Source organism: Enterobacter sp. CP102 (genome assembly GCF_025152625.1).
Lineage (GTDB): Bacteria > Pseudomonadota > Gammaproteobacteria > Enterobacterales > Enterobacteriaceae > Enterobacter > Enterobacter soli.
The window spans coordinates 1674997-1697030 of record NZ_CP104014.1; the positions used below are offsets into that span (position 1 = coordinate 1674997).

The following is a 22034-nucleotide window of genomic DNA, read 5'->3' on the forward strand; positions in this document are numbered from 1 at the left end:
TATGAAAAACGTATCCCTGTCTTTGTTGATGGCGGCAGCCATGAGCTGCTCGGCAATGGCAACAACTCCAGGCGAAACATCAAAAAAACCGACCGTGGTTCTTGTGCACGGCGCCTTTGCAGACGGCTCTGCATGGAACAAAGTCATTCCCCTGCTTGAGGCTAAGGGGCTGGACGTGGTTGCCGTACAGGATCCACTCACCACGCTGTCAGATGATGTTGCAACGACACGACGTGCGCTTGCACGAATCAAAGGGCCCATTGTTCTGGTTGGACATTCATATGGTGGGGCAGTAATTACTGAGGCAGGTGCGAATAACGATAACGTTAAGGCTCTTGTCTATGTTGCAGCATTCGCTCCATCGGTGGGGGAAACTGTAAGTGATTTGAACAAAAACTATCCCACATCTTCAGGCTTCAACCACATAGAGGCCGATGACGGCGGTTATCTGAAGCTTACCCGTGAAGGTGTAGCTAAACATCTGGCGCAGGATGTGTCGGCCGAGCAAGCAGCTTTGATGTATGCAACCCAGAAACCTACAAATGGACAGGTATTTGGAGAAAAAATAACTGATGCCGCCTGGGAGAAAAAGCCATCCTGGTATATCGTCAGTCTCCAGGATCATATGCTTAACACTGATCTGCAGAAAGCCATGGCAAAGAAAATTCATGCTAACGTGACGACACTGGACGCAAGCCATGCTCCTCATATCTCGCAGCCAGATGCCGTAGCGAACGTGATTCTTGATGCGGTAAATACCCAGAAGTAATTAAAAAAGCTGATTACCGTTCCTTTTACGAATCAGCATTGGGGAGCAGGAAAACTGCTCCCTTTTCTATGAACATTTTTCCTGCATTGCTAGACTTTAATTCTTAAATGTCAGCTCTTCGCTCATTGCAGACCTTCAGCTCCGGAAGGTTGTCCGCTTCGTACCAGAAGCTACTAACATTGCGGTGTATTACTCTACGGGGAGCAGGCCATTTATATCAACCTATGCTCCCGCCAGCACTTCACAACCCAATCACCAGCTCCCCCGAATGGCTCCGGGAGCAGCACAGCGCCACCTGCTGATCCCGGGCGCTTTTCTCCTCTGCCGATTGCACGGTATCCCGATGGTCCACCACGCCGTCGATAACCGGTGTCAGACATGCACCGCAAATCCCCATTTCGCAGGACAGCGGAACCGCCACGCCGTTTTCCAGCAAAACCTGAGCAATCGTTTTATCCGCAGGTACGGGCCAGCGTTCTCCCGTTGATGCCAGGGTGACGGTAAACACATCGCCAGTGTCTGCGTTAGCAACGGGGGCTACGGGCTGGAATGCCTCGCTGTGGATATGCGTTTCGGCCCAGCCTTTCCCGGCCGCTACGTCACGGACTTTGGCCATAAATTCGAGCGGGCCGCAGGTGTATACATGTAACCCGTCATGCGCAGCGGGCAGATCCTGGCTAAGCCGTGCACGTGGGCTTTCTCCCTCGCAGGAGGCGTGAATGATGCACTCGCCGCTACGCCACCCATCCGACACTTCGCGGACAAACGCGGCGTTTTCACGTTTTTTAACGTAATAGTGCAGGGTAAATGGTATGCCAGAAGCCTCAAGCTGAAGGGCCATGGCATACAGCGGCGTAATGCCAATCCCCGCCGCCAGCAGCACAACACGGTCTGCCTGATAAAGCGGAAACAGATTGCGCGGGGAGGAGATAGCTAGCTTCTGCCCCGGGCGCAGCGTCTCGTGGATATAACGCGAACCGCCGCGTGACGCCGTTTCTCGTCCGACGCAGATAAGATAGCTTTTGTCCCCGCACGCCCCCGTCAGGGAGTACTGGCGAATAATCCCGCAGGGCAGATGCACGTCAATGTGCGCCCCGGGCTGCCAGTCAGGCAGCGTTTCACCGTTTTCTGCCACCAGCCTGACGGCCAGGCTCTTGTCGCCCTGGCGCCACAGCCCGTCAACAATAACGATCAGCATCTCGCTCATCTATCCCCTCCGTCATACCAGGAAAAATTCGCCAAAGCCCATCTTTTTCAACCCACGGCGGTAGGCAATAGAGCTTCTGTCCGCCGGAATATGGGCTTCCAGGGTCAAATCCAGCGGCAGGCTTTCCGGGCGCTGGGTTTCCACCATCAGGCGATCTTCCTCAAAGATGCGCAGGTTGAAGGCATGAACATCCTCCACCGGAATATGCAGGTCAACGTTGCGCGCAATAGGGGCGAACATCCGCGTTACGCGTGCTGATACGGGTGATGCAGCATTCATGATCACCAGCCGGGCATCGCCCGGAAAATGGATGGTCAGCGTGGCGGTAAATGGCAGATGCATCTCAAAATGACGCAGCCATTCGAAACCTTCTGGTGCCTGCACGTCCGAACTGGCGGGGTAGTTACTCACCGAACTCCAGTAGTCGGCGACAAAACCAAAGGCGGTCTCCTGCGGCTGATAGGCGGGCACCTGCTGGTTATCCGGGTCGGCAAAGGTGGATGTGTGGATCCACGCGAAATGGGCGACATCGAGAAACCCCTCGACCTGGCGGCCAGCAAAGCCGTTCACCTCAAACGCCGGGCAGTTGATCTGCTGAAAACCGTCGTCATCCCAGTGCGGCATGGTGGGCAGCGGCACCGGGTTTTCCGGGTCAAACGCAAGGCAGGTCCAGATCAGGCCAAAGCGCTCTTCAACCGCGTAGTTAATCAGATTTAGCTTCGCCGGTACGGGCTGGTCGGGGCTGGAGGGAATACGGTTGCAACGGCCATCTTCCCCAAAGCGTAAGCCATGATAGGGGCAGATAATCCCGTGTTCATCGTGAAAGCCCAGCGTCAGCGGCACGCCGCGATGGGGGCACACGTCCCGGGCGACCACCACCTGCTCGTTAATCCGGTAGATAACCAGCTGTTCATCCAGCAGGGTGGCTTTAACCGGTGCCGGGCCGATGTCGCACGCCCGGGCAACCGGGTGCCAGCATTTTGCCAGACGCAGCCAGTCCTCAGGCTCAAACGTGCAATGGGCAGGTGGCGTTGGGTGTTTTATCATGGTTGTCACTCCTGTGTTCAGCCTAATGGGCCGCCCTGAATGGTGTCGCACAGACCGTTAATAATGCGCTCGCCGGTCTCCTCGCGAAGCTCCTGATACCAGGCCCGGGTCAGCGCCATATCTTTACCGTGGGTGATATCGCAACGTTTGCGGGCTTTCAGCACCAGGTCGCGAACCCGGTCGCAGCGCAGCGCTTCGTACTGGCGCAGCGCCAGCGCAATGTTGTGGTTGTCGCGCACGCAGTCGCCCAGCACTACGGCATCTTCCATGGCGGCACAACCGCCCTGGCCGATATCCGGCGTGGTGCTGTGCCCCGCATCGCCCAGCAGCGCCACGTTGCCGCGCACCAGGCTGTCGAACGGCTCAATATCGTGGATTTCGATGCGGTTGGTCGTGTCAGGATCCAGCGCGGCGATAAGCTTCTGTACCTGTGGCGCCCAGCCGCGGAAATAGCCGCTGAGATCGGCCCTGAGGGTACGGCGATCTTCCGCCAGACCTGCCGGAAGCGGGACATCGAAAAAGAAGTAGAAGCGCCCGCCGGAGACCGGCATCAGCGACACGCGTTTGCCTTCGCCAACGAAGGTGGTCCACTGGTGCGCCGGGGCAATCTCTTCATCAATCTTCACCAGCCCGTTCCAGTTCACGTACCCGGCGTAGCGGCGCTCCGGGGTATATCCCAGCACGTACGGGCGCACCGCCGAGTGGCTGCCATCGGCGGCAATCAGAAAATCACCGGTTGCCGTGGTGCCATCGGAAAAGGTTACGCTCACGCCCGCGTCGTCTTCATGAACGTGTTCCACACGCTTGCCAAACTGCACCGCGTCCCGCCCCCAGAAAGTGAGCATCTCGCGCTGCAATTCGGCCCGCGAGACAGGGCAAGGGCGACCGCCGGTGCGCTCCACCAGCGGAGCAAGGCTAAAGCGGGTCAGGGTATCGCCGCGCAGGTGATCCTTGTAAGCCATAAACCGCATTGGCCCGCCGTAGGTTTCAATCATGTCGCCCATGCCGAGATGCTGCATACATTTCACCCCGTTGGGCCAGATGGAGATGGCCGCGCCCACGGGTTTGATCTCTTTCACGGCCTCAAAGACGGTACAGTCGATCCCGGCTTTCTTCAACGCCACGGCGGCACTCAGACCACCAATTCCCGCGCCAATGACAATTGCTTTCATGCTTCTCTCCTTTTGCAGGGTGTAATGAGAATGAGCAATTTGCGTACCAGGATGCAGAGGGGGAGAAAAGGGCGTTGTGACGGGCCGTTATGCACTGTTAAGGTGCGTTATGACGGTGAGAGTGCCTGTTTATGAATCAATAATTTCCAGTTTTGCGCAGCGGAATCGACTGTTTCACGCCCGGCATAAGAGTGGCGTGTTTTGTGCAACAGGACAGAATGATGATTTCAACGGAGCGACCATGACAGCACTGCATGACTTTAACCACCAGCGATACGAAGACGCGCTGGCTCGCATACTGCCCTGCGTGGCGATCCCCGCCTGGGCCGAGGCGCTGGTGCGTGGACGCCCTTATCCCGGCCGGGATGCGCTGTTCGATGCCGCCAGCGCACTGGCGCAGGGCTGGGATGAAAATGCCCTGACGCTTGCCCTGAGCGCGCACCCGCGTATCGGCGAGAAACCCGTGGGCCCGCAGGCCGAGGCGGCGCTTTCTCGCCAGGAGCAGGGGGCCGTTAACGAAAGCAACGCGGCGCTCGCCCGGGCATTGCGGGAAGGCAATGCCCGCTACGAGGCGCGTTTCGGGCGCGTGTTTCTGATCCGCGCGAAGGGTCGCAGCGGTGAAGACATTTTACAGGCGCTGGAAGGGCGGTTGAAAAACACCGACGCGCAGGAAGTGCAGGCCGCACTGGAACAACTGCGGGAAATTACCTTATTACGGCTGGAAGGAGTGATTGGCGAATGAGTACCTTAAGCACCCATATTCTGGATATTTCGACAGGAAAACCCGCCCAGGGCGTAACGGTTCGTCTTGAACGGGACGGGCTGGTGATTGCCACCGGGACGACCAACGGCGTCGGGCGCATTACGGAATTCATGGCGCAGCTGCCGGCAGGCCGTTACCGGCTGGTGGCCGACATTGGTGCATGGTTTATCCAGACCGGGCGCGAGACGATCTACCCCTGCGCGCAGATTGATTTTGTCACGAAAGAGGCGGCAGACGAGCACTATCATCTGCCGTTTGTGATTGCGCCAGGCGGGTGGTCAACCTACCGGGGCAGTTGACCACACCTGCTCGCCGTTGACCCAGGTTTCGCTGATATTACGCTCATCCCCGAGCGTCATCAGCACAAACAGCTGCTCGTAAATATCTTTGCAGCGCCCGTTACGCAGGCGTTGTAACGGTGTAACGGCCGGGTCGATAACGATAAAGTCGGCCTCTTTGCCAGGTGCAAAATTACCAATCTTATCGTCCAGCCGCAGGGCGTGCGCGCCACCCAGGGTAGCGTGGTAAAACGCTTCACAGGCTTGCAGGCGGTAGCTCTGCAACTGGCCCACTTTGTAGGCCTCACCCAGCGTACGCAACATGCTAAAGGTGGTGCCAGCCCCGACGTCGGTGCCAATGCCCATCCGCACCTTGTGCTGCCAGCAGGCGGGTAAACGAAACAGCCCGCTGCCAAGAAACAGGTTGGAGGTTGGACAAAACGCCACGGCAGAACCGGTGTCGTGCAGGCACTGCCACTCGCTGTGGTGCAGGTGAATGCCGTGAGCAAACACGCTGCGCTCGCCGGTCAGGCCGTAGTGGTGATACACATCCAGATACCGTTCATGCTCCGGCCACAGATCGCTCACCCACGCCACTTCGTTGGGGTTTTCGCTCAGATGGGTCTGCATCCAGGTGTCGGGAAACTCCTCTCTGAGCAGGCTCACCGCCGCCAGCAGTTCCGGGGAAGAGGTAGGGGCAAAACGCGGCGTAATGGCATAGCCTAAGCGCCCGCGGTGGTGCCAGCGCTGGATAAGCTCCCGCGTTTGCCGGTAGCTCTGTTTGGCGGTTTCCGTCAGGTAATCCGGCGTGTGTCTGTCCATCATCACTTTCCCGGCAATCAGCCGCATGTTGAGGCGCAATGCTTCGGTGAACAGCGCATCGACGGATTCGGGGTGCAGGGTGCAAAACACCAGCGCCGTGGTTGTGCCGTGGCTTACCAGCTGGTTAATGAAAAACTCTGCGATCTCCTTCGCGTAAGCCTCATCGGCAAACTGGCTCTCCACCGGGAAGGTGTAGGTGGTCAGCCACTCCAGCAGCTGTTCGCCAAATGCGCCAATCATCTCTGTCTGGGGATAATGGACGTGGGTATCGATAAAACCGGGAAGCAGCAGCTTGCCGCGCAGGTCGGTGTAACCTTTGTGGGGGTCAAGGTATTGCTCGCCCTCCTGCCAGCTCATCTGCGCCAGAATTTTGCCGTTGAGAATAAACAGCAGCCCGTCGGCAAGGTAGCGGGCGTGGCGGGGGATAGCCTCTGCGCTGTCGCAGACCTGGGCAATATCAAAAAATGCACCGCGGATCGCTGTCTGGTAATCCATCATGGTTCCTGCCTTATTGTTTGCGTAGCGGGGTCATGAGTACGAGCAAAAAGGGTGCCAGCTTGAGAAAGGCCGCAGAAGATCTGCGGCCAGGTGAAAGGATTACTCTTTTTGCGTCGCCACGCGGGAGTTGAATTGCGGGGTAGCAGCCGTTTCGCGGTCTTCCCGCGCCAGCCAGCGGTAAGTCACACCGCCCAGGAAGACGCCGATAAACCAGCTAAAGTTCGCCACTTCATGCAGGGCCGGGATAAAGCTAATCACCAGGCCCACGGCAACGGATGGGATCAGCGCGCCGATGGCTTTCGGGTTAAAGCCGTTGCGATACCAGTATTTCCCTTTTGGCGTGTCATCGAACAGGTCATCTACAGAGACTTTCCCGCGCTTAATCAGGTAGAAGTCAGCAATCAGGATGCCGAACAGCGGGCCGATAAAGGCGCCGAGCACGTCCAGGGTGTAGTGGATAAGCTCCGGGGAGTTGAACAGGTTCCACGGGGTTAACAGGATCGAGCCAACAGCGGCAATCATCCCTCCGGTACGGAAGCTGATCTTCTGCGGCGAGCAGTTAGAGAAGTCGAACGCCGGGGAGACAAAGTTCGCCACGATGTTTATCCCGATGGTGGCGGTGATCATGGTCAGCAGGCCAATGGCCACGGCCAGATCGTTGCCCACGCGGCTGACGGTTTCAATCGGGTCGGTGATCATGCGGCCAAACAACGACTGTGTGCCGGAGACAATCACCACGGTGACGATGGAGAACAGCAGGAAGTTAAACGGCAAGCCCCAGCGGTTCCCGCGGCGAATTTCGCCCATGCTTTTGCCATAGCGCGAGAAGTCACCAAAGTTGAGCAACGGCCCTGAGAAATAGGACACCACCAGCGCCGTGGCGGTGATCATCTGCCAGGTTTGCTCGCCTGCGCTCAGGGATTTGCTGGCGAGGGTAAAGGAGATCCCGTCAAAACCGGTCTTGTATACAATCCAGCCCGCAAGCGCCAGCATCACCACATAGACCGCCGGGCCGGCAATATCGATAAAGCGCTTAATGGCGCTCATACCGTGCCAGAAGACCATCGCCTGCAACACCCACATAATGGCAAAGCAGATCCAGCCCAGATGCGACAGGCCAAGGAACGAACCGGTGGTCAGCGAAGAGAGCGACGGCCAGAATTTCAGCGCCACCAGCATCAGGGCGTTGGCGGCCAGGTAGGTCTGAATGCCGTACCACGCGAAGGCGATAAGCCCGCGGATCACCGCCGGAATGTTCGCCCCAAAAACGCCAAACGCCTGACGGCTAATCACCGCGTAAGGCACACCGGCCATCTGGCTTGGTTTGGCCACCAGGTTGGCGCACAGCTGCACAATACAAATCCCTATCAGCAGGCAGAGCAACACCTGCCAGCTGGCCAGCCCGAGCGTAAAGAAGCTCGCGGCAACCACATAACCCCCCATGCTGTGCACGTCGGACATCCAGAAAGAAAAGATGTTGTACCAGCTCCAGTTCTGGTCACGCGTTGGTGCCAGATCCTCATTGCAAAGCCGTGGGCTGTAAACCGCACCGGAATCAGCGGCCGTACCTTGCTGCGCGTTTTGTGTATTTGGCATGAAACCTGCTCCTGTGAATGAAAACCCGTTAAGTGGGAGTGCAAACGGTGTTGCAGGATTCAGGCCAAAATAATAAATCTTGTATGCAATATTTTATTTTTATGTATACGATTCGATAGCGAAAAGTAAAAAGTGGAGTGGGTAATGAACAACGTAAACAGTCTGCACGCCGCGCCAGACCTGCAGGACAAAGACGAATCCATCTTTCAGGCGCTGATGACCGCGATTGTCGAACATCAGTTGCTGCCGGGGAGTAAATTGCCGGAAGAGGCGCTGGCCGAGGTCTTCGGCGTGAGCCGTACGGGCATCCGCAAGGTGCTGCAACGACTCGCCGCTGTGCAAATGGTCACGTTAACGCCCAAACGTGGTGCACATGTCGCCAGCCCGACGGTAGAAGAAGCACAGCACATCTTTCGTACGCGCGCTCTGCTGGAGGTCGCCAACCTGCCGGACGTGCTGGCCCACTGCCAGCCGCCACATCTGGCTGCGCTGGAAGCCATCATCGCTCAGGAGCAGCAGGCGCACGAGGCTTACGACGGCCCGGCGGCGATCCGCCACTCTGCGAATTTCCATATCCAGCTCCAGGCCATTTCCGGCAACCAGGTGCTGACGGAGATGGTGACAAGCCTGAGCCAGCGTTCGTCGCTGGTGATTGCCGCGTGGGGCGCGCCGTGGCGCCAGGGTTGTCGCTGCAACGATCACGAACAGCTTGTGGATCTGCTGCGCCAGAAAGCACTCCAGCCGCTCAGCGATGCCTTAATGCACCATTTTGAACATATCGTCGCCAGCCTCTGTTTTGAACGGGCGGGCGAGTGCCTTCCTGATTTTGCCCGGCTGTTTGCCGGCCACAAGGAGTCGTAATGTCGTCTGTCTGTATACAAGTGATCAACCCCAATACCAGCCGTGGAATGACGGAAACCATCGGTGCGGCAGCGCGCGCGGTGGCAGCGCCGGGCACGGAGATCCTCGCGGTGTGCCCGGACGAAGGCGTGCCGTCGATTGAAGGCCATTTTGATGAAGCCATTGCGGCCGTTGGGGTGCTCGAACAAATCAAGAAAGGCAGGCAGCAGGGCGTGGATGGCCACGTTATTGCCTGCTTTGGCGATCCGGGTTTACTGGCGGCGCGTGAGCTGGCGCAGGGGCCGGTGATTGGTATCGCAGAAGCCGCCATGCATATGGCGACGCTGGTGGCGACACGCTTTTCCATTGTCACCACGCTGCCACGCACGCTGATCATCGCCCGCCACCTGCTGCACCAGTATGGCTTTCATGAGCACTGTGCGGCCCTGCACGCGATCGATCTTCCGGTGCTGGCACTGGAAGACGGCAGCGGTCTGGCGCAGGAAAAGGTACGCGCACGCTGCATTCAGGCGCTGAAAGAGGACGGTTGCGGCGCCATTGTGCTGGGATGTGGCGGTATGGCAACACTTGCCCAGGAGCTGACGCGTGAGCTGCATGTTCCGGTAATCGACGGCGTTAGCGCGGCGGTGAAAATGGTCGAATCGCTGGTGGCGCTTGGGCTATCAACCAGCAAGCACGGCGATCTGGCGTTCCCGGAAAACAAAGCCTTAAGCGGTAAATTTCAGGCACTGAATCCATTTTAATTTTGAGGGGGGTCGCAATGGCGCTTTTTGAACAGGATTACCCGCGGGATCTGCGTGGCTACGCAGGGAACCCGCCGCACGCGCAGTGGCCGCAGCAGGCGCGTATCGCCGTGCAGTTTGTTCTCAATTATGAAGAAGGGGCTGAAAACCACGTATTACACGGTGACGCCGGATCGGAACAATTTCTGTCAGACATCATCGGCGCGGCCAGCTACCCGGACAAACATATGTCGATGGACTCCCTCTACGAATACGGCAGTCGCGCCGGGTTCTGGCGGATCCACAACGCTTTTAGCCAGCGCGGCCTGCCGCTGACGGTCTTTGGCGTGGCGATGGCGCTGGCGCGTCATCCCGATATTGTCGATGCCATTAAAGCGGCAAATTACGACGTGGTCAGCCACGGCTGGCGCTGGATCCACTATCAGAATATGGACATTAACCAGGAGCGCGAGCATCTGCAAAAGGCGGTGCATGTCATGACCGATCTGTTCGGCAAACCGCCGACGGGCTGGTATACCGGGCGTGACAGCCCCAACACCCGTCAGCTGGTGGCGGAACACGGTGGCTTTGACTACGACAGCGATTACTACGGCGACGATTTACCCTTCTGGACCGAAGTGGCGTGCAGCGATGGCACCCGCAAACCGCACCTGATTGTGCCTTACACGCTGGATACCAACGACATGCGCTTTGCGACCGCGCAGGGATTTAATACCGCCGAGCAGTTTTATACCTATCTGAAAGACAGTTTTGATGTGCTGTATGAAGAGGGAGAAAGTGCGCCGAAGATGATGTCCATCGGGATGCACTGCCGCCTGCTGGGGCGTCCGGGACGTTTTCGCGCGCTGCAACGGTTCCTCGATTATATCCAGCAGCACGACAAGGTATGGGTCTGTACTCGGCAGCAAATTGCAGACCACTGGCGGGAAGTGCATCCGTATCAGAAATAGCGGTGGGTTTTGCCGGGTGGCGGCTGCGCCTTACCCGGCCTACGACTACGACATCAAACTCACCTGCGCCGCCACAATCCGCCATCCATACGGGAAGCGCACCCACGTTTGCTGCTGGCGGCCAATCTTCTCCGTCCCCTCGCGGGTAAATTCGGTACTGCACACCGCATAATCGGCCCCGAAGGTGGTGATAACCGTATGACGCAGGGTTCGCTGCAACCCGGCGGAAGGCCGTGCCGCACGAAAGGCACGGATTTCATCGATCCCGTACAGGTTTTCCCCTGCGCCCAGCCGCACCGTGTTTTTGTCGTGCCAGAACAATTCATCCAGCACTGCAATATTGTTGCTCACCAGCGCATCTTCGTAGCGGTAAAACGCGGCCGTGACCTCAGCGACCACCCACGGGAGGTTTACGTCATCGTGATTCATCATAGTGCTATCTCCGCTGGGCGGGCATCGGTGATCCCGCTTGCTTCCAGTACCCGCGCCACACGCAGGCAGGCCTGTTCATTAAACGGCGCGGCAATCAGTTGCAGGCCAATAGGGGCACCGCCTGCCGTGCGCAGGGGCACCGTGGTGACCGGCAAACCCAAAAACGAAATCGGCTGAGTCAGCATTCCCATACTGGCGCGAACCGGCAGCGGCTGGCCGTTAATTTCCATGGTCTGCTCACCAATCAGCGTGGCGCTGCGGGGTGTCGCCGGCGCAATCAGCACATCGGCACGGGAGAATAACGTTTTACACGCCTGCCGGGCGTGGGCGCGAAAACGCTGGGCCTGAATGTACCAGGCGGAGGGGATCATCGCCCCTGCCAGCAGCCGTTCGCGGGAGTGAGGTTCAAATCGCCCGGGTTCGCGTCGCAGTGCAGGCAGGTACTGATTTCCTCCTTCAGACGCGCTGATGATAAACGCCGCTGAGCGGGCAAGCTCTGCGTCGGGGAACTGCAGCTCATCGTGGGCGTCGAGCGCTTTCGCCACCCGCGCAACGGCAGCTCTGGCGTCGGCGTCACACCAGGTGCTGAAATAACCGCCCAGCACCGCGCAGCGCAGGCCTTCCAGCCCGCGATCCAGCAGCGGGCGGGTTTGCTCACGGGAGCTGTCGGCCTGAAAACTGTCGCTGGTGTCGCGGCCTTGCAGCGCATCGTATACCGATGCCAGGTCGCTGACGCGGCGGGCAAACGGCCCGATATGATCCAGGCTTGCAACGAACGGATGGCTGCCGGAGCGTGACAGGCGGCCAAAGGTCGGTTTCAGGCCATATATCCCACACAGGGAGGCCGGTACGCGAATCGATCCGTTAGTATCGGTGCCGAGCGAAAAATGGACCAGCCCGGAGGCGACCGCCGCAGCCGAACCGCCGGACGATCCGCCCGCGATGCGCTTCAGATCGTGCGGGTTATGGGTTGCGCCGTAGTGGCTGTTTTCGGTGGTAAACCCGTAGGCGTAAGCATCCATGTTGACCATCCCGGAAAGCAGCCCGCCTGCACTGCGCAGCTGGCGCACCGCAAAGCTGTCGGCCGCAGCAGCATGGCGCTGGCTGAACAGTTCAGCCCCGGCAAGGGTGGTGTGCCCGGCGACATCAAACAGGTTTTTGACCGCATAAGGAATGCCCGCCAGCGGCGGCAGGGGGCGTTTTTCCCGCCGCAGGGTGTCGATATTCTCGGCTTCTGCCAGCATTCGTTCGGCGGTGATCGCCGTCCACGCATTGAGCTGCGGGTTGATGCGGGTAATGGCATCCAGCGTCTGACGGGCGATGTCACCGGCGCTCAGCTCGCCGTTGCCAAGCGCCTTCTGGATAGCGCTGATACTCATCTCGTGTAGCGTCATGCTTTGTATACTCCTGCAATCTCCTGGCGGTCATCGAGCGGTAACGCCATCAGCGGTGCGGCCATGCTGGCTATGCGGCTGAACTGCAACTGAAGCTCAGCCCGGCGGGCATCATCCAGTTCAACGCCCAGTACGGATTCCATCTGCGCAAGGTATGCGCTCCAGTCGGGTGGTGTGGTGTTCATGGTTTTCTCCTCAGTATCCGGCGGCGGAGCCGTTGCTGCGTGGGTCGAATGCTCCTTCAAACAGGCCGTCAGGGTGGCGAACAATCGCCCCCGCGTGCCCCATGGCTTCGCTAAAGTCAGGGAACACTTCGGTTTCGTGGCCCAGCGCCTGCAAGCGTGCGAGCGTCTGCGCGGAGAAACGGCCTTCCAGTTTTAAGGTGTCGGAGGTTTGTCCCCAGGTGCGCCCCAGCAGCCAGCGCGGCAGGCTGATACTCTCCTGAAGCGGCACGCCCTGCACCACATAGCGGGTGAACAGGGCCGCCTGGGTTTGCGGCTGCCCGTCGCCCCCCATCGAGCCATAGACCATCACGCGCCCGTCGTGCAGGCGTGCGGCCGCCGGGTTCAGGGTATGGAAAGGTTGCTTACCCGGAGCCAGCGCCAGAAGATGATCCGGGTTGAGGCTGAAAGAGGCTCCCCGGTTTTGCCAGACGATCCCGGTATCCGGCAGGACCACGCCGCTGCCGAACTCGTGATAAATACTCTGGATAAACGAGACGGCAAGCCCGCTGTTATCTATTACCCCCATCCAGACCGTGTCGCCGGGGCCTTTGCCGGTGCCCCAGGGAGCGGCCTGGCTGTCGTTAACCCGCTCAGCGAGCGCGTCCAGCCCGGTAGGAGCCAGCAGGCGCTGGATATCGGTTTTCAGTTCCCGCGGGTCGGTGATGTGGGTATCGCGCAGGCCGAAGGCCAGCTTGGTGGCTTCGACGATGCGGTGGATCGTGGTGGCCTCGTCGGCATCGGCCATCCCCAGCCGGTCGGTTATCCCGAGTATCGTCAGCGACACCAGCCCCTGCGTCGGCGGCGCCAGGTTCCAGACCTCACCCTGCTGATGCTGCAATGTCAGCGGCGTGGTGCGCCGGGCGACGTGCGCATTCAGGTCTGCAAGGGTCACCGGCAGGCCGAGTTTCTCCATTCCGCGCGCCAGACATTCCGCCAGCGGGCCACGATAAAAGCTGTCCAGCCCGTCGTCTGCCAGGCGTTTCAGGGTGGCGGCCATCGCCGGTTGGTAAAAACGGCTCCCGACCCGGGGAGGTTTACCGTCGATAAGCCAGGTTTCCGCAAAACCGGGGATATCTTTCAGTTCGTCGAATTTGTTCGCCGTGGCGCTGGCCTGCGAGGCGGTGACCGGCGTGCCGTTTTGCGCATACTCAATGGCATCCGCCAGCAGGCGCGGCAGCGGCAGCGCAGTGCCACGCATTTCGTGTGACACCTTAAGCGCTTCGTCCCAGCCGCTGACCGTTCCGGCCACGGTCATCGCCGCGCGCGGGCCGCGATGGGGGATCTGCTTCAGGCCATCATAGGCCGCACGTGTCGCCAGCGAGCCTGCCGCGCCGCTGGCATCAATGGCGATGGGCTCGCCGCCTGGCGGGACGATAAGCCAGAAGCCATCGCCGCCGAGGCCATTCATATGCGGGTAAACCACTGCGATGGTGGCTGCGGCGGCAACCATAGCTTCAATGGCGCTGCCGCCTTCGCGCAGAATTGCCAGCGCGCTCTGGCTGGCAAGATGATGGGGCGCTACGGCCATTCCGTGTGTGGAGACATTACTGTGCATGGGGAGTCCTCATGACCCTGAAAGTCACAAGGTGCTGCAAAAGCTGTTCCAGTTCTGAAAGAAAAGTTTCAGTAAACTGGCACGGATAATGAAACGTATAATAAAAGGCATAATGTGATGAAACAAAAGTTACAGAGGCGCTATGGAACAGTTAGATGAACGTCTGAAAGCACAATACCCGTCGCTGTCGCCGCAGGAGCAGCGGGTGGCGGATTTTATCTTCGATCATTTTGACGACCTGATTAGCTATAACAGCGCCGAGCTGGCGCAGCTTAGCGGGGTGTCGAAAGCCACGGTGAGCCGTCTGTTTAAGCGCCTGGGCTATGAGAAATATAAAGACATGCGCGACGAACTGCGCACGCTGCGCCAGAGCGGGATGCCGTTAACCGACAACCGTGATGCGGTGCAGGGTAACACGCTGCTGGCGCGCCATTATAAGCAGGAGATGGCGAACCTGACCCAGTGGGTGAATGCACTTGATGCGCAGCAGTTTGCCGAGGCCATGGCCTGCATGGTGAAGGCGCGGCGGGTGGTGATTATCGGGATGCGTAATGCGTACCCGGCGGCGCTGCACCTGCGCCAGCAGCTGTTGCAGGCGCGCGGTCAGGTGCTGGTGCTGCCCCAGCCAGGGCAGAGCCTGAGTGAAGAGCTGGTGGATTTAACCCCCGACGATCTGGTGGTGATGATGGCGTTTCGCCGCCGCCCGCGTATTATCCGCCCGCTGATGCAGCAGCTTCAGAGCCGTGGAGTCCCGGTGCTGCTGATGTGCGAGCCGCAGGCCCACAGCCTGTTCCCGCTGGCGAGCTGGCAGCTCTGCGCCCCGCTGGACAGCGTATCGGCCTATGACAGCTACTCTTCGGTGAACAGCCTGATTAATCTGCTGGCGAACGCCTTCCTGCATGAGATCCTCGACAAAGGCCGCCCGCGTATTCACGAGATAGCCTCCCTTTATCAACAGCTGGACGAGCTGGAGCAACGATAATGGGGCGTCAGACTGGTGCTTTGCATTAAATTAGTGCAATAAAACGGAGCGAAAAGGCCATCTCTTTTCGCTCCGTTTTCATTTATTCCTCGTGATATCTGCATTTCAAACAAAATTTTCCGTTTCGCTTCGACTGGCACATTAGTTGCAAAAGTTAATTCAAAGAATCTTTTGTTTCATGCTAACGTAACGGGTAAACACCATGAAAAAACTGTTGATTGCACTGGCCGGGGCCGCTTGTCTGTTCACACAACTGCCAGCAAAAGCTGACCAGCTTCAGGATATTGAAAAACGCGGTACGCTGCGCATCGCCGTCCCGCAGGACTTCCCGCCGTTCGGCTCGGTGGGGACCGACCTCCAGCCGCAGGGGTACGACATCGATATGGCACGCTATCTGGCAAAGCAGATGAAGCTCAAGCTGCAACTGGTGCCCGTGACCAGCGCCAACCGCGTGCCGTATCTGCAAACCGATAAAGTGGACCTGGTTATCTCAAGCCTGGGTAAAAACGCCGAACGTGAAAAGGTGATCGACTTTAGCCGCGCCTATGCGCCTTTCTTCCTCGGCGTATTTGGCCCGAAAGGGGCTGAGCTGAAAGATGCCGCCGCGCTGAGCGGAAAAACCATCGGCGTGACGCGCGGTGCGGTGGAAGACATGGTGCTGACCAGCCTGGCGCCGAAAGATGCCGACGTAAAACGCTATGAAGACAACAACACCACGTTGTCGGCCTACCTTTCCGGCCAGGTGCAGTATGTGGCGACCGGCAACCTCGTGGTAGCGGCGATTTCACGCCAGAACGCGGACAAAGCGCCGGTGCCGAGCTTTATGCTGAAAGATTCACCGTGCTTTATCGGTCTGAAGAAAAACGAACCGGCCCTGAAAGCGAAAGTGGATGCTCTGATTGAGCAAGGGATCAAAGACGGCACGCTGAATGGGCTGTCTGAGCAATGGCTGAAGGCCCCGCTGCCGGCAAACCTTGGCGTATAAGGCATGTCTGAGCAACTGCATTTTTCTGAGCTCTGGCCGCACTGGCCGGAGCTGCTGGCAGGGCTGTGGGTCACCGTTCAACTGACTGTAATGGCGACCCTCGGCGGCCTGGCAATCGGTATTTTCGGGGCGGCCATTCGCAGCGGGCGGGCGACGTGGTTTAGCCGGATCTGGGGCGGTTACGTGGAAATCATCCGTAACACGCCGTTTGTGGTGCAGCTGTTTTTTATTGTTTTTGGCCTGCCCAATATGGGGCTGAAAATGACTGCCGGGGAAGCGGCGCTGCTGGCAATGGTGGTGAATCTGGGGGCGTACAGCACCGAGATTATCCGCGCGGGGATTCAGGTCACGCCGAAAGGGCAGTGGGAAGCCGGGCGGGTGCTGGGGTTAACGCGTTTGCAGACCTTTATCCGGGTGGTGTTACCGCCCTCGCTGCAACGCATTTATCCGGCGCTGGTGAGCCAGTGCATCATCGTGATGCTGGGCTCGTCGGTGGTGTCGCAGGTTTCTTATGAAGAGCTGACCTTTGCCGCCAACCTGATCCAGTCCAGAACCTTTCTGAGCTTTGAGGTTTATCTGGTGACAACCGGGATTTACTTAGTGCTGTCGATTACCCTGCGCCAGCTGATGATGGCGGCAGGACGCAAATGGCTGGGGGTGCAGGCATGATGACCACCTTTACCGACTGGGACATTATTCGCAACCTGCTGCTTGCCGGGCGCTGGACGGTACTGCTGTCGCTGGTGGCGTTTGTCGGAGGGGCGGTGGTGACACTGCCGCTGTTGCTGCTGCGCCTGACGGGCGGGCGCACGGTAAAACGCCTGATCCGCGGCTATATTGAGCTGTTCCAGGGTACGCCGCTGCTGATGCAGCTGTTCCTGGCCTTTTTCGGTGTGGCGCTGTTTGGCATCGACGTTTCACCCTGGACTGCGGCATCGCTGGCGCTGACGTTCTACACCAGCGCCTTTTTGCTCGACATCTGGTTTGGCAGTATTCGTGCGCTGCCAAAAGGGCAGTGGGAAGCATCGCGCTGCCTGGGGTTGAGCTTCGGGCAGACCCTGTTTCGCGTGGTGGCGCCGCAGGCGTTACGCATCGCTATCGCCCCCACGGTCGGTTTTGCCGTGCAGGTGATTAAGGGCACCGCGCTGGCGTCGATTATCGGTTTTATCGAGCTGACCAAAGCCGGGACGATGCTGACCAACGTCACGTATCAGCCGTTTAAAGTCTTTGCGCTGGTGGCGCTGGGCTATTTCATTCTGTGTTACCCGCTGTCGCGCTACAGCCGTTATCTGGAGACTAAATTCAATGCCTCTCATCACCATTAATCAGGTGCAGAAGTTTTACGGCGATAACCACGTGCTCAAGGGCGTGGATCTGGATATCGACATGGGCCAGGTGATTTCGATTATCGGGCGCAGCGGATCGGGCAAAAGCACGCTGCTGCGCTGCATCAACGGCCTGGAAGGCTATCAGGACGGCAGCATTAAGCTCGGCGGTATGACCATTACCGACCGGGATTCCCAGGCGCGTGAAATCAGCCGTTCGGTCGGGATGGTGTTCCAGAACTTCAACCTGTTCCCGCACATGACCGCGCTGGAAAATGTGATGCTCGCGCCGCGGCGGGTGCTGAAGAAAAGCGCCGCCGAATGCCGGGCGCTGGCGCAGCAGATGCTGGAGAAAGTCGGCTTAGGCGATCGCCTGGACTATTACCCGTCGAGCCTTTCCGGCGGCCAGCAGCAGCGCGTGGCCATTGCCCGTGCGCTGGCGATGACGCCAAAAGTTTTACTCTGTGACGAGATAACCTCTGCGCTTGATCCGGAACTGGTGGGCGAAGTGCTCAGGGTGCTGGAGCAGCTGGCGGCAGAGGGGATGACGCTGATCCTCGTCACCCATGAAATGAATTTTGCCCGCGAAGTGGGCGACCGCGTGGTGTTTATGCATCAGGGGAAAGTGTGGGAGCAGGGCGATAGCAAAACGCTGTTTGCTAACCCGCAGACCACTGAACTGAAACAGTTTATCTCCTCCGTGCGCGGCCTCAATTAACCTAAGGACACAAAGATGGACATCGCTCAATTTCCGCAAATCAATCCACCTCAGCGCCTGCTGATGGGACCGGGGCCGATCAACGCCGATCCGCGCGTGCTGCGTGCCATGTCGAGCCAGCTGATTGGTCAGTACGATCCGGCCATGACCCACTACATGAATGAGGTGATGGCGCTTTATCGCGGGGTGTTCCGCACCGAAAACCGCTGGACGATGCTGGTGGATGGCACCTCCCGCGCGGGGATTGAAGCGATTCTGGTGTCGGCCATTCGTCCGGGAGACAAAGTGCTGGTGCCGGTGTTTGGCCGCTTTGGCCATCTGCTGTGTGAAATTGCCCGCCGCTGTCGCGCCGAAGTGCACACCATTGAAGTGCCGTGGGGGGACGTTTTCACGCCGGATCAGGTTGAAGATGCCATCAAACGCGTGCGTCCGCGCCTGCTGCTGACCGTGCAGGGCGATACCTCAACCACCATGCTGCAACCGCTGGCCGAACTGGGGGCCATTTGCCGCCGTTACGACGTGCTGTTTTACACGGATGCCACCGCATCGCTTGGCGGGAACCCGCTGGAAACCGATGCCTGGGAACTGGATGCGGTCTCGGCCGGGATGCAGAAATGCCTCGGCGGTCCGTCCGGTACTTCGCCTATTACCCTGAGCGCGCGGATGGAAGAGGCGATCCGCCGCCGCAAATGCGTTGAGGAGGGCATTCGCACCGACGCCCACCGCGACGGCGACGAGGAGATGATCTACTCCAACTACTTCGATCTCGGCATGGTGATGGACTACTGGGGGCCGGAGCGCCTGAACCACCACACCGAAGCCACAACCGCCCTGTTCGGCGCCCGCGAATGCGCGCGGCTGATCCTTCAGGAAGGGTTGGATAACGGCATCGCCCGTCACAAGCTGCACGGCGATGCGCTGCTGAAAGGTATTCAGGCGATGGGGCTGGAAACCTTCGGCGACCTGAAGCACAAGATGAACAACGTGCTGGGCGTGGTAATTCCGCAGGGCGTGAACGGCGATCAGGTGCGTAAGCTGATGCTGGAAGATTTCGGTATCGAAATTGGCACTTCGTTTGGCCCGCTGCACGGCAAGGTGTGGCGCATCGGCACCATGGGCTATAACGCCCGCAAGGACTGCGTGATGACCACCCTGAGCGCGCTGGAGTCGGTGCTGAACTACCTGAAATTCAGCACCACGCAGGGTGCCGCCATGCAGGCCGCGTGGGACCACTATCGCCGCGAGACGCCGCAATGAACCCGGCGGCAGAACGGGTGATGGCGCGTGCCGACGCGCTGGCCGCCATCAGCGAAACCCCGGATGCGCTGACAAGGGTGTATCTCTCGGCGCAGCATTTACAGGCCAACCAGCTGGTCGGGCAGTGGATGAGCCAGGCGGGCATGACCGTCTGGCAGGACAGCGTGGGCAATATTTGCGGGCGCTATGAGGGGGCGCAGGAAGGCGCACCGGCGGTATTACTCGGCTCGCATCTGGATACCGTGCGCAATGCCGGGCGATACGACGGGATGCTCGGCGTACTCACCGCCATTGAAGTGGTGGACAGCCTGCATCAGCAGGGGCGGCATCTGGCGCAGGCCATCGAAATTGTCGGTTTTTGCGATGAAGAAGGCACCCGCTTCGGCATTACCCTGCTGGGCAGCCGCGGCCTGACGGGCACCAGGCCTGAGAGCTGGCTCGATAAATGCGATGCCAGCGGCGTCAGCGTGGCGCAGGCGATGGTGCAGGCGGGGCTTGATCCCGCCCGCGTGGCGCTTGCCGCCAGAAACAAGGACGATTTCAGTGCCTATCTGGAGCTGCATATCGAGCAGGGACCGTGTCTGGAGCAGGCACAGCTGGCACTGGGCGTGGTAGAAGCCATTAACGGCGCACGCCGTCTGAACTGCCGCTTTACCGGTGAGGCAGGCCACGCTGGCACCGTGCCGATGGCCCATCGCAAGGACGCCCTGGCCACCGCCGCCGAATGGATGGTAATGACCGAAAGCACCACGCAGCTGCACGGCGGCAATCTGGTGGCAACGGTTGGGGAGCTGCGCTGTTTGCCCGGCGCGGTGAATGTGATCCCCGGCGAAGTGGCGCTGTCTCTGGATATTCGCGGCCCGCAGGATGCCCCACTGGATGCGCTGCTCAACGAATTACTGGCGCAGGCGCAGGCCATCGCCGCCCGTCGTGGGCTGGATTTCAGCGCCGAGGAGTTTTACCGCATCGCCGCTACGCCGTGCGATGCCCGTTTACAGGCGTTGCTGGGGGAGGCTGTTGAATCAGTCCAGGGGCGCACGCTGTCACTGCCCAGCGGTGCCGGGCATGACGCCATCGCCATGGCGGAGCGCTGGCCCGTGGGGATGTTGTTTGTGCGCTGTAAAGGCGGTGTCAGCCACCATCCGGCGGAGTCGGTGATGGCTGAAGATGTCGCGCTGGCGATTGAAGCATTTAAGGGTGCGGTTGAGAGGCTGGCGAGTTAGGCCACTGAACGCACCGCATCTTCGATATCTGCACTGACGCGGACATCCTGTTCGTCAAAGACCATGCAGTGACGATCGTCGAAGGCCACATCAATCTTCTGCCACGGGGCGAACTTCACGTCTCCTGGCAGCAAGATTTTAACGTTGTCGTGGCCGTAGCACTGACCAAACAGGTAGGTGTTGTTCCCGAGGCGCTCCACCACTTCACAGTTAAATTCCAGCCCCGTACCCTGGCGAGTGTCGGTGGTCAAATGTTCCGGGCGAATGCCCAGCGTCACCTGGCTTCCCGGCGTCAGCGGCGTGGTGGTCAGGGCAAGCGTCAGCGATTTCTGCTGCGACAGCCGCACGGTCAGCTCGCCCGGTTGCCAGGCCTCTACCGTGGCCGGCAGGAAGTTCATCTTCGGTGAGCCAATAAACCCGGCCACAAACTTGTTAACCGGCTTGTAGTAGAGATCCATCGGCGCACCCATCTGCTCAACCTTGCCGTAGTTCATTACCACGATTTTATCGGCCAGGGTCATGGCTTCAATCTGATCGTGGGTGACATACACCATGGTGGTTTTGAGCTCCTGGTGCAGGCGGGCCAGATGCAGGCGCATCTCAACGCGCAGTTCCGCATCCAGGTTTGAGAGCGGCTCATCGAACATAAACACGCGCGGGTTGCGCACGATGGCCCGGCCAATCGCCACGCGCTGCCGCTGGCCGCCGGAGAGCTGCTTCGGTTTACGGTCCAGCAGATGGGAAAGTTGCAGCGTTTTAGCCACCATCTCCACCTGATGGCGGATCTGATCCTTCGGCACCTTATTCACTTTCAGCCCGTAGCCCATGTTTTCCGCTACCGTCATATGCGGATAAAGTGCATAGGACTGGAACACCATCGCCACGCCGCGGTGTGACGGGGCGACATCATTCATCACTTCGTTACCAATTAATACTTCCCCGTCGCTGATCTCCTCCAGACCGGCAATCATGCGCAGCATGGTGGATTTGCCGCAGCCGGAAGGGCCAACAAAAACGGCGAATTCGCCGTCCTCAATGTCAAGATTCACGTTGTGTAAGGTAACGGTGTCGCCAAAGCGTTTGGTGACATTCCTCAATTGTATGTTCGACATCAGTGTTCCCCGAGTAAGTCGCCAGTTATGTTTTACGTATAACAAATATGTTTAACATGGCTGGACGGCGCAATTTGTCTGCACTGACTATAACTTCCAGTATTCACGCGCCCTATACAGA

The 22034-nt window shown here is 59.1% G+C and carries 23 protein-coding genes; 13 read left to right on the forward strand and 10 right to left on the reverse strand.

Translation table 11 applies throughout. The features are described from left to right. Position 1: 1 nt before the first annotated feature. Positions 2-769 (forward strand): alpha/beta fold hydrolase, encoded by a 768-nt coding sequence (locus tag N1249_RS07750; RefSeq protein WP_259836416.1) that lies wholly within the window; start codon positions 2-4, stop codon positions 767-769. Positions 770-1010: 241 nt separating this feature from the next. Here the strand turns inward: N1249_RS07750 and N1249_RS07755 are convergent, their stop codons facing one another. Genes N1249_RS07755 through hpxO form a run of 3 tightly spaced genes read right to left on the reverse strand, consistent with a single transcriptional unit; the run spans position 1011 to position 4195 of the window. Beyond that, a complete protein-coding gene (locus N1249_RS07755) occupies positions 1011-1976 on the reverse strand; it encodes a PDR/VanB family oxidoreductase (RefSeq protein ID WP_259836419.1) in 966 nt (321 codons plus the stop codon). A gap of 12 nt (positions 1977-1988) precedes the next feature. Then, complete coding sequence (hpxD, locus tag N1249_RS07760; protein ID WP_259836422.1) at positions 1989-3023, reverse strand: molybdenum cofactor-independent xanthine hydroxylase subunit HpxD; 1035 nt, start codon at positions 3021-3023, stop codon at positions 1989-1991. Between the two features lie 17 nt (positions 3024-3040). Beyond that, a complete protein-coding gene (gene hpxO, locus N1249_RS07765) occupies positions 3041-4195 on the reverse strand; it encodes an FAD-dependent urate hydroxylase HpxO (RefSeq protein ID WP_259836425.1) in 1155 nt (384 codons plus the stop codon). Positions 4196-4436: 241 nt separating this feature from the next. Between hpxO and uraD the strand changes: the two genes are divergently transcribed. Together uraD and uraH are read left to right on the forward strand one after the other, a co-directional pair. Then, a complete protein-coding gene (gene uraD / locus N1249_RS07770) occupies positions 4437-4937 on the forward strand; it encodes a 2-oxo-4-hydroxy-4-carboxy-5-ureidoimidazoline decarboxylase (RefSeq protein ID WP_259836428.1) in 501 nt (166 codons plus the stop codon). Further along, on the forward strand, positions 4934-5257 hold the full coding sequence (gene uraH, locus N1249_RS07775) for a hydroxyisourate hydrolase (protein WP_259836438.1): 324 nt from the start codon (positions 4934-4936) through the stop codon (positions 5255-5257). The genes uraD and uraH overlap by 4 nt, the downstream gene beginning before the upstream one ends. On the opposite strand, the gene guaD is transcribed toward uraH, so the two are convergent. Next, complete coding sequence (guaD, locus tag N1249_RS07780) at positions 5237-6553, reverse strand: guanine deaminase (protein WP_259838030.1); 1317 nt, start codon at positions 6551-6553, stop codon at positions 5237-5239. The genes uraH and guaD overlap by 21 nt on opposite strands. 102 nt (positions 6554-6655) lie before the next feature. After that, positions 6656-8152, reverse strand: a complete 1497-nt coding sequence (locus tag N1249_RS07785; RefSeq protein WP_259836440.1) for an NCS1 family nucleobase:cation symporter-1 — start codon at positions 8150-8152, stop codon at positions 6656-6658. Between the two features lie 144 nt (positions 8153-8296). Here N1249_RS07785 and N1249_RS07790 point away from each other — a divergent pair, with 144 nt between their 5' ends. The 3 genes from N1249_RS07790 to puuE are packed head-to-tail and all read left to right on the forward strand — an operon-like array spanning position 8297 to position 10706. Continuing rightward, complete coding sequence (locus N1249_RS07790) at positions 8297-9013, forward strand: GntR family transcriptional regulator (protein ID WP_259836443.1); 717 nt, start codon at positions 8297-8299, stop codon at positions 9011-9013. Beyond that, positions 9013-9756, forward strand: coding sequence for an allantoin racemase (gene hpxA, locus N1249_RS07795; RefSeq protein ID WP_259836447.1), 744 nt, complete (start codon positions 9013-9015; stop codon positions 9754-9756). The genes N1249_RS07790 and hpxA overlap by 1 nt, the downstream gene beginning before the upstream one ends. A gap of 17 nt (positions 9757-9773) precedes the next feature. Then, entirely contained in the window at positions 9774-10706 is a 933-nt protein-coding gene (gene puuE, locus N1249_RS07800) for an allantoinase PuuE (RefSeq protein WP_259836450.1), read from the forward strand. A 45-nt stretch (positions 10707-10751) separates the two neighbouring features. Here the strand turns inward: puuE and hpxZ are convergent, their stop codons facing one another. The 4 genes from hpxZ to N1249_RS07820 are packed head-to-tail and all read right to left on the reverse strand — an operon-like array spanning position 10752 to position 14311. After that, positions 10752-11138, reverse strand: coding sequence for an oxalurate catabolism protein HpxZ (hpxZ, locus tag N1249_RS07805; protein WP_259836453.1), 387 nt, complete (start codon positions 11136-11138; stop codon positions 10752-10754). After that, a complete protein-coding gene (locus tag N1249_RS07810; RefSeq protein ID WP_259836456.1) occupies positions 11135-12532 on the reverse strand; it encodes an AtzE family amidohydrolase in 1398 nt (465 codons plus the stop codon). The genes hpxZ and N1249_RS07810 overlap by 4 nt, the downstream gene beginning before the upstream one ends. Beyond that, complete coding sequence (gene hpxX / locus N1249_RS07815; RefSeq protein ID WP_182060371.1) at positions 12529-12717, reverse strand: oxalurate catabolism protein HpxX; 189 nt, start codon at positions 12715-12717, stop codon at positions 12529-12531. Before hpxX ends, N1249_RS07810 begins: the two co-directional genes overlap by 4 nt. Before the next feature lie 10 nt (positions 12718-12727). Further along, positions 12728-14311 (reverse strand): gamma-glutamyltransferase family protein, encoded by a 1584-nt coding sequence (locus N1249_RS07820; RefSeq protein WP_259836460.1) that lies wholly within the window; start codon positions 14309-14311, stop codon positions 12728-12730. 142 nt (positions 14312-14453) lie between these two features. Between N1249_RS07820 and hpxU the strand changes: the two genes are divergently transcribed. The 7 genes from hpxU to hpxK all read left to right on the forward strand — a co-directional run bounded on the left by hpxU (position 14454) and on the right by hpxK (position 20801). Beyond that, positions 14454-15293 carry a MurR/RpiR family transcriptional regulator HpxU gene (gene hpxU / locus N1249_RS07825; protein WP_259836462.1) on the forward strand — a complete coding sequence of 280 codons (840 nt, stop codon included), beginning with the start codon at positions 14454-14456 and terminating at the stop codon, positions 15291-15293. A gap of 202 nt (positions 15294-15495) precedes the next feature. Then, positions 15496-16278 (forward strand): transporter substrate-binding domain-containing protein, encoded by a 783-nt coding sequence (locus tag N1249_RS07830; RefSeq protein WP_182060374.1) that lies wholly within the window; start codon positions 15496-15498, stop codon positions 16276-16278. A 3-nt stretch (positions 16279-16281) separates the two neighbouring features. Next, positions 16282-16947, forward strand: a complete 666-nt coding sequence (locus tag N1249_RS07835; protein WP_259836466.1) for an amino acid ABC transporter permease — start codon at positions 16282-16284, stop codon at positions 16945-16947. After that, entirely contained in the window at positions 16947-17603 is a 657-nt protein-coding gene (locus tag N1249_RS07840) for an amino acid ABC transporter permease (protein WP_259838032.1), read from the forward strand. Before N1249_RS07835 ends, N1249_RS07840 begins: the two co-directional genes overlap by 1 nt. Then, on the forward strand, positions 17584-18321 hold the full coding sequence (locus N1249_RS07845; RefSeq protein WP_014069673.1) for an amino acid ABC transporter ATP-binding protein: 738 nt from the start codon (positions 17584-17586) through the stop codon (positions 18319-18321). The genes N1249_RS07840 and N1249_RS07845 overlap by 20 nt, the downstream gene beginning before the upstream one ends. Before the next feature lie 15 nt (positions 18322-18336). Next, a complete protein-coding gene (locus N1249_RS07850) occupies positions 18337-19578 on the forward strand; it encodes an alanine--glyoxylate aminotransferase family protein (protein WP_259836469.1) in 1242 nt (413 codons plus the stop codon). After that, positions 19575-20801: an allantoate amidohydrolase gene (gene hpxK, locus N1249_RS07855; protein WP_259838034.1), complete on the forward strand. Its 1227-nt coding sequence runs from the start codon at positions 19575-19577 to the stop codon at positions 20799-20801. The genes N1249_RS07850 and hpxK overlap by 4 nt, the downstream gene beginning before the upstream one ends. On the opposite strand, the gene N1249_RS07860 is transcribed toward hpxK, so the two are convergent. Continuing rightward, entirely contained in the window at positions 20798-21913 is a 1116-nt protein-coding gene (locus N1249_RS07860; protein WP_259836472.1) for an ABC transporter ATP-binding protein, read from the reverse strand. The genes hpxK and N1249_RS07860 overlap by 4 nt on opposite strands. Positions 21914-22034 lie beyond the last annotated feature (121 nt).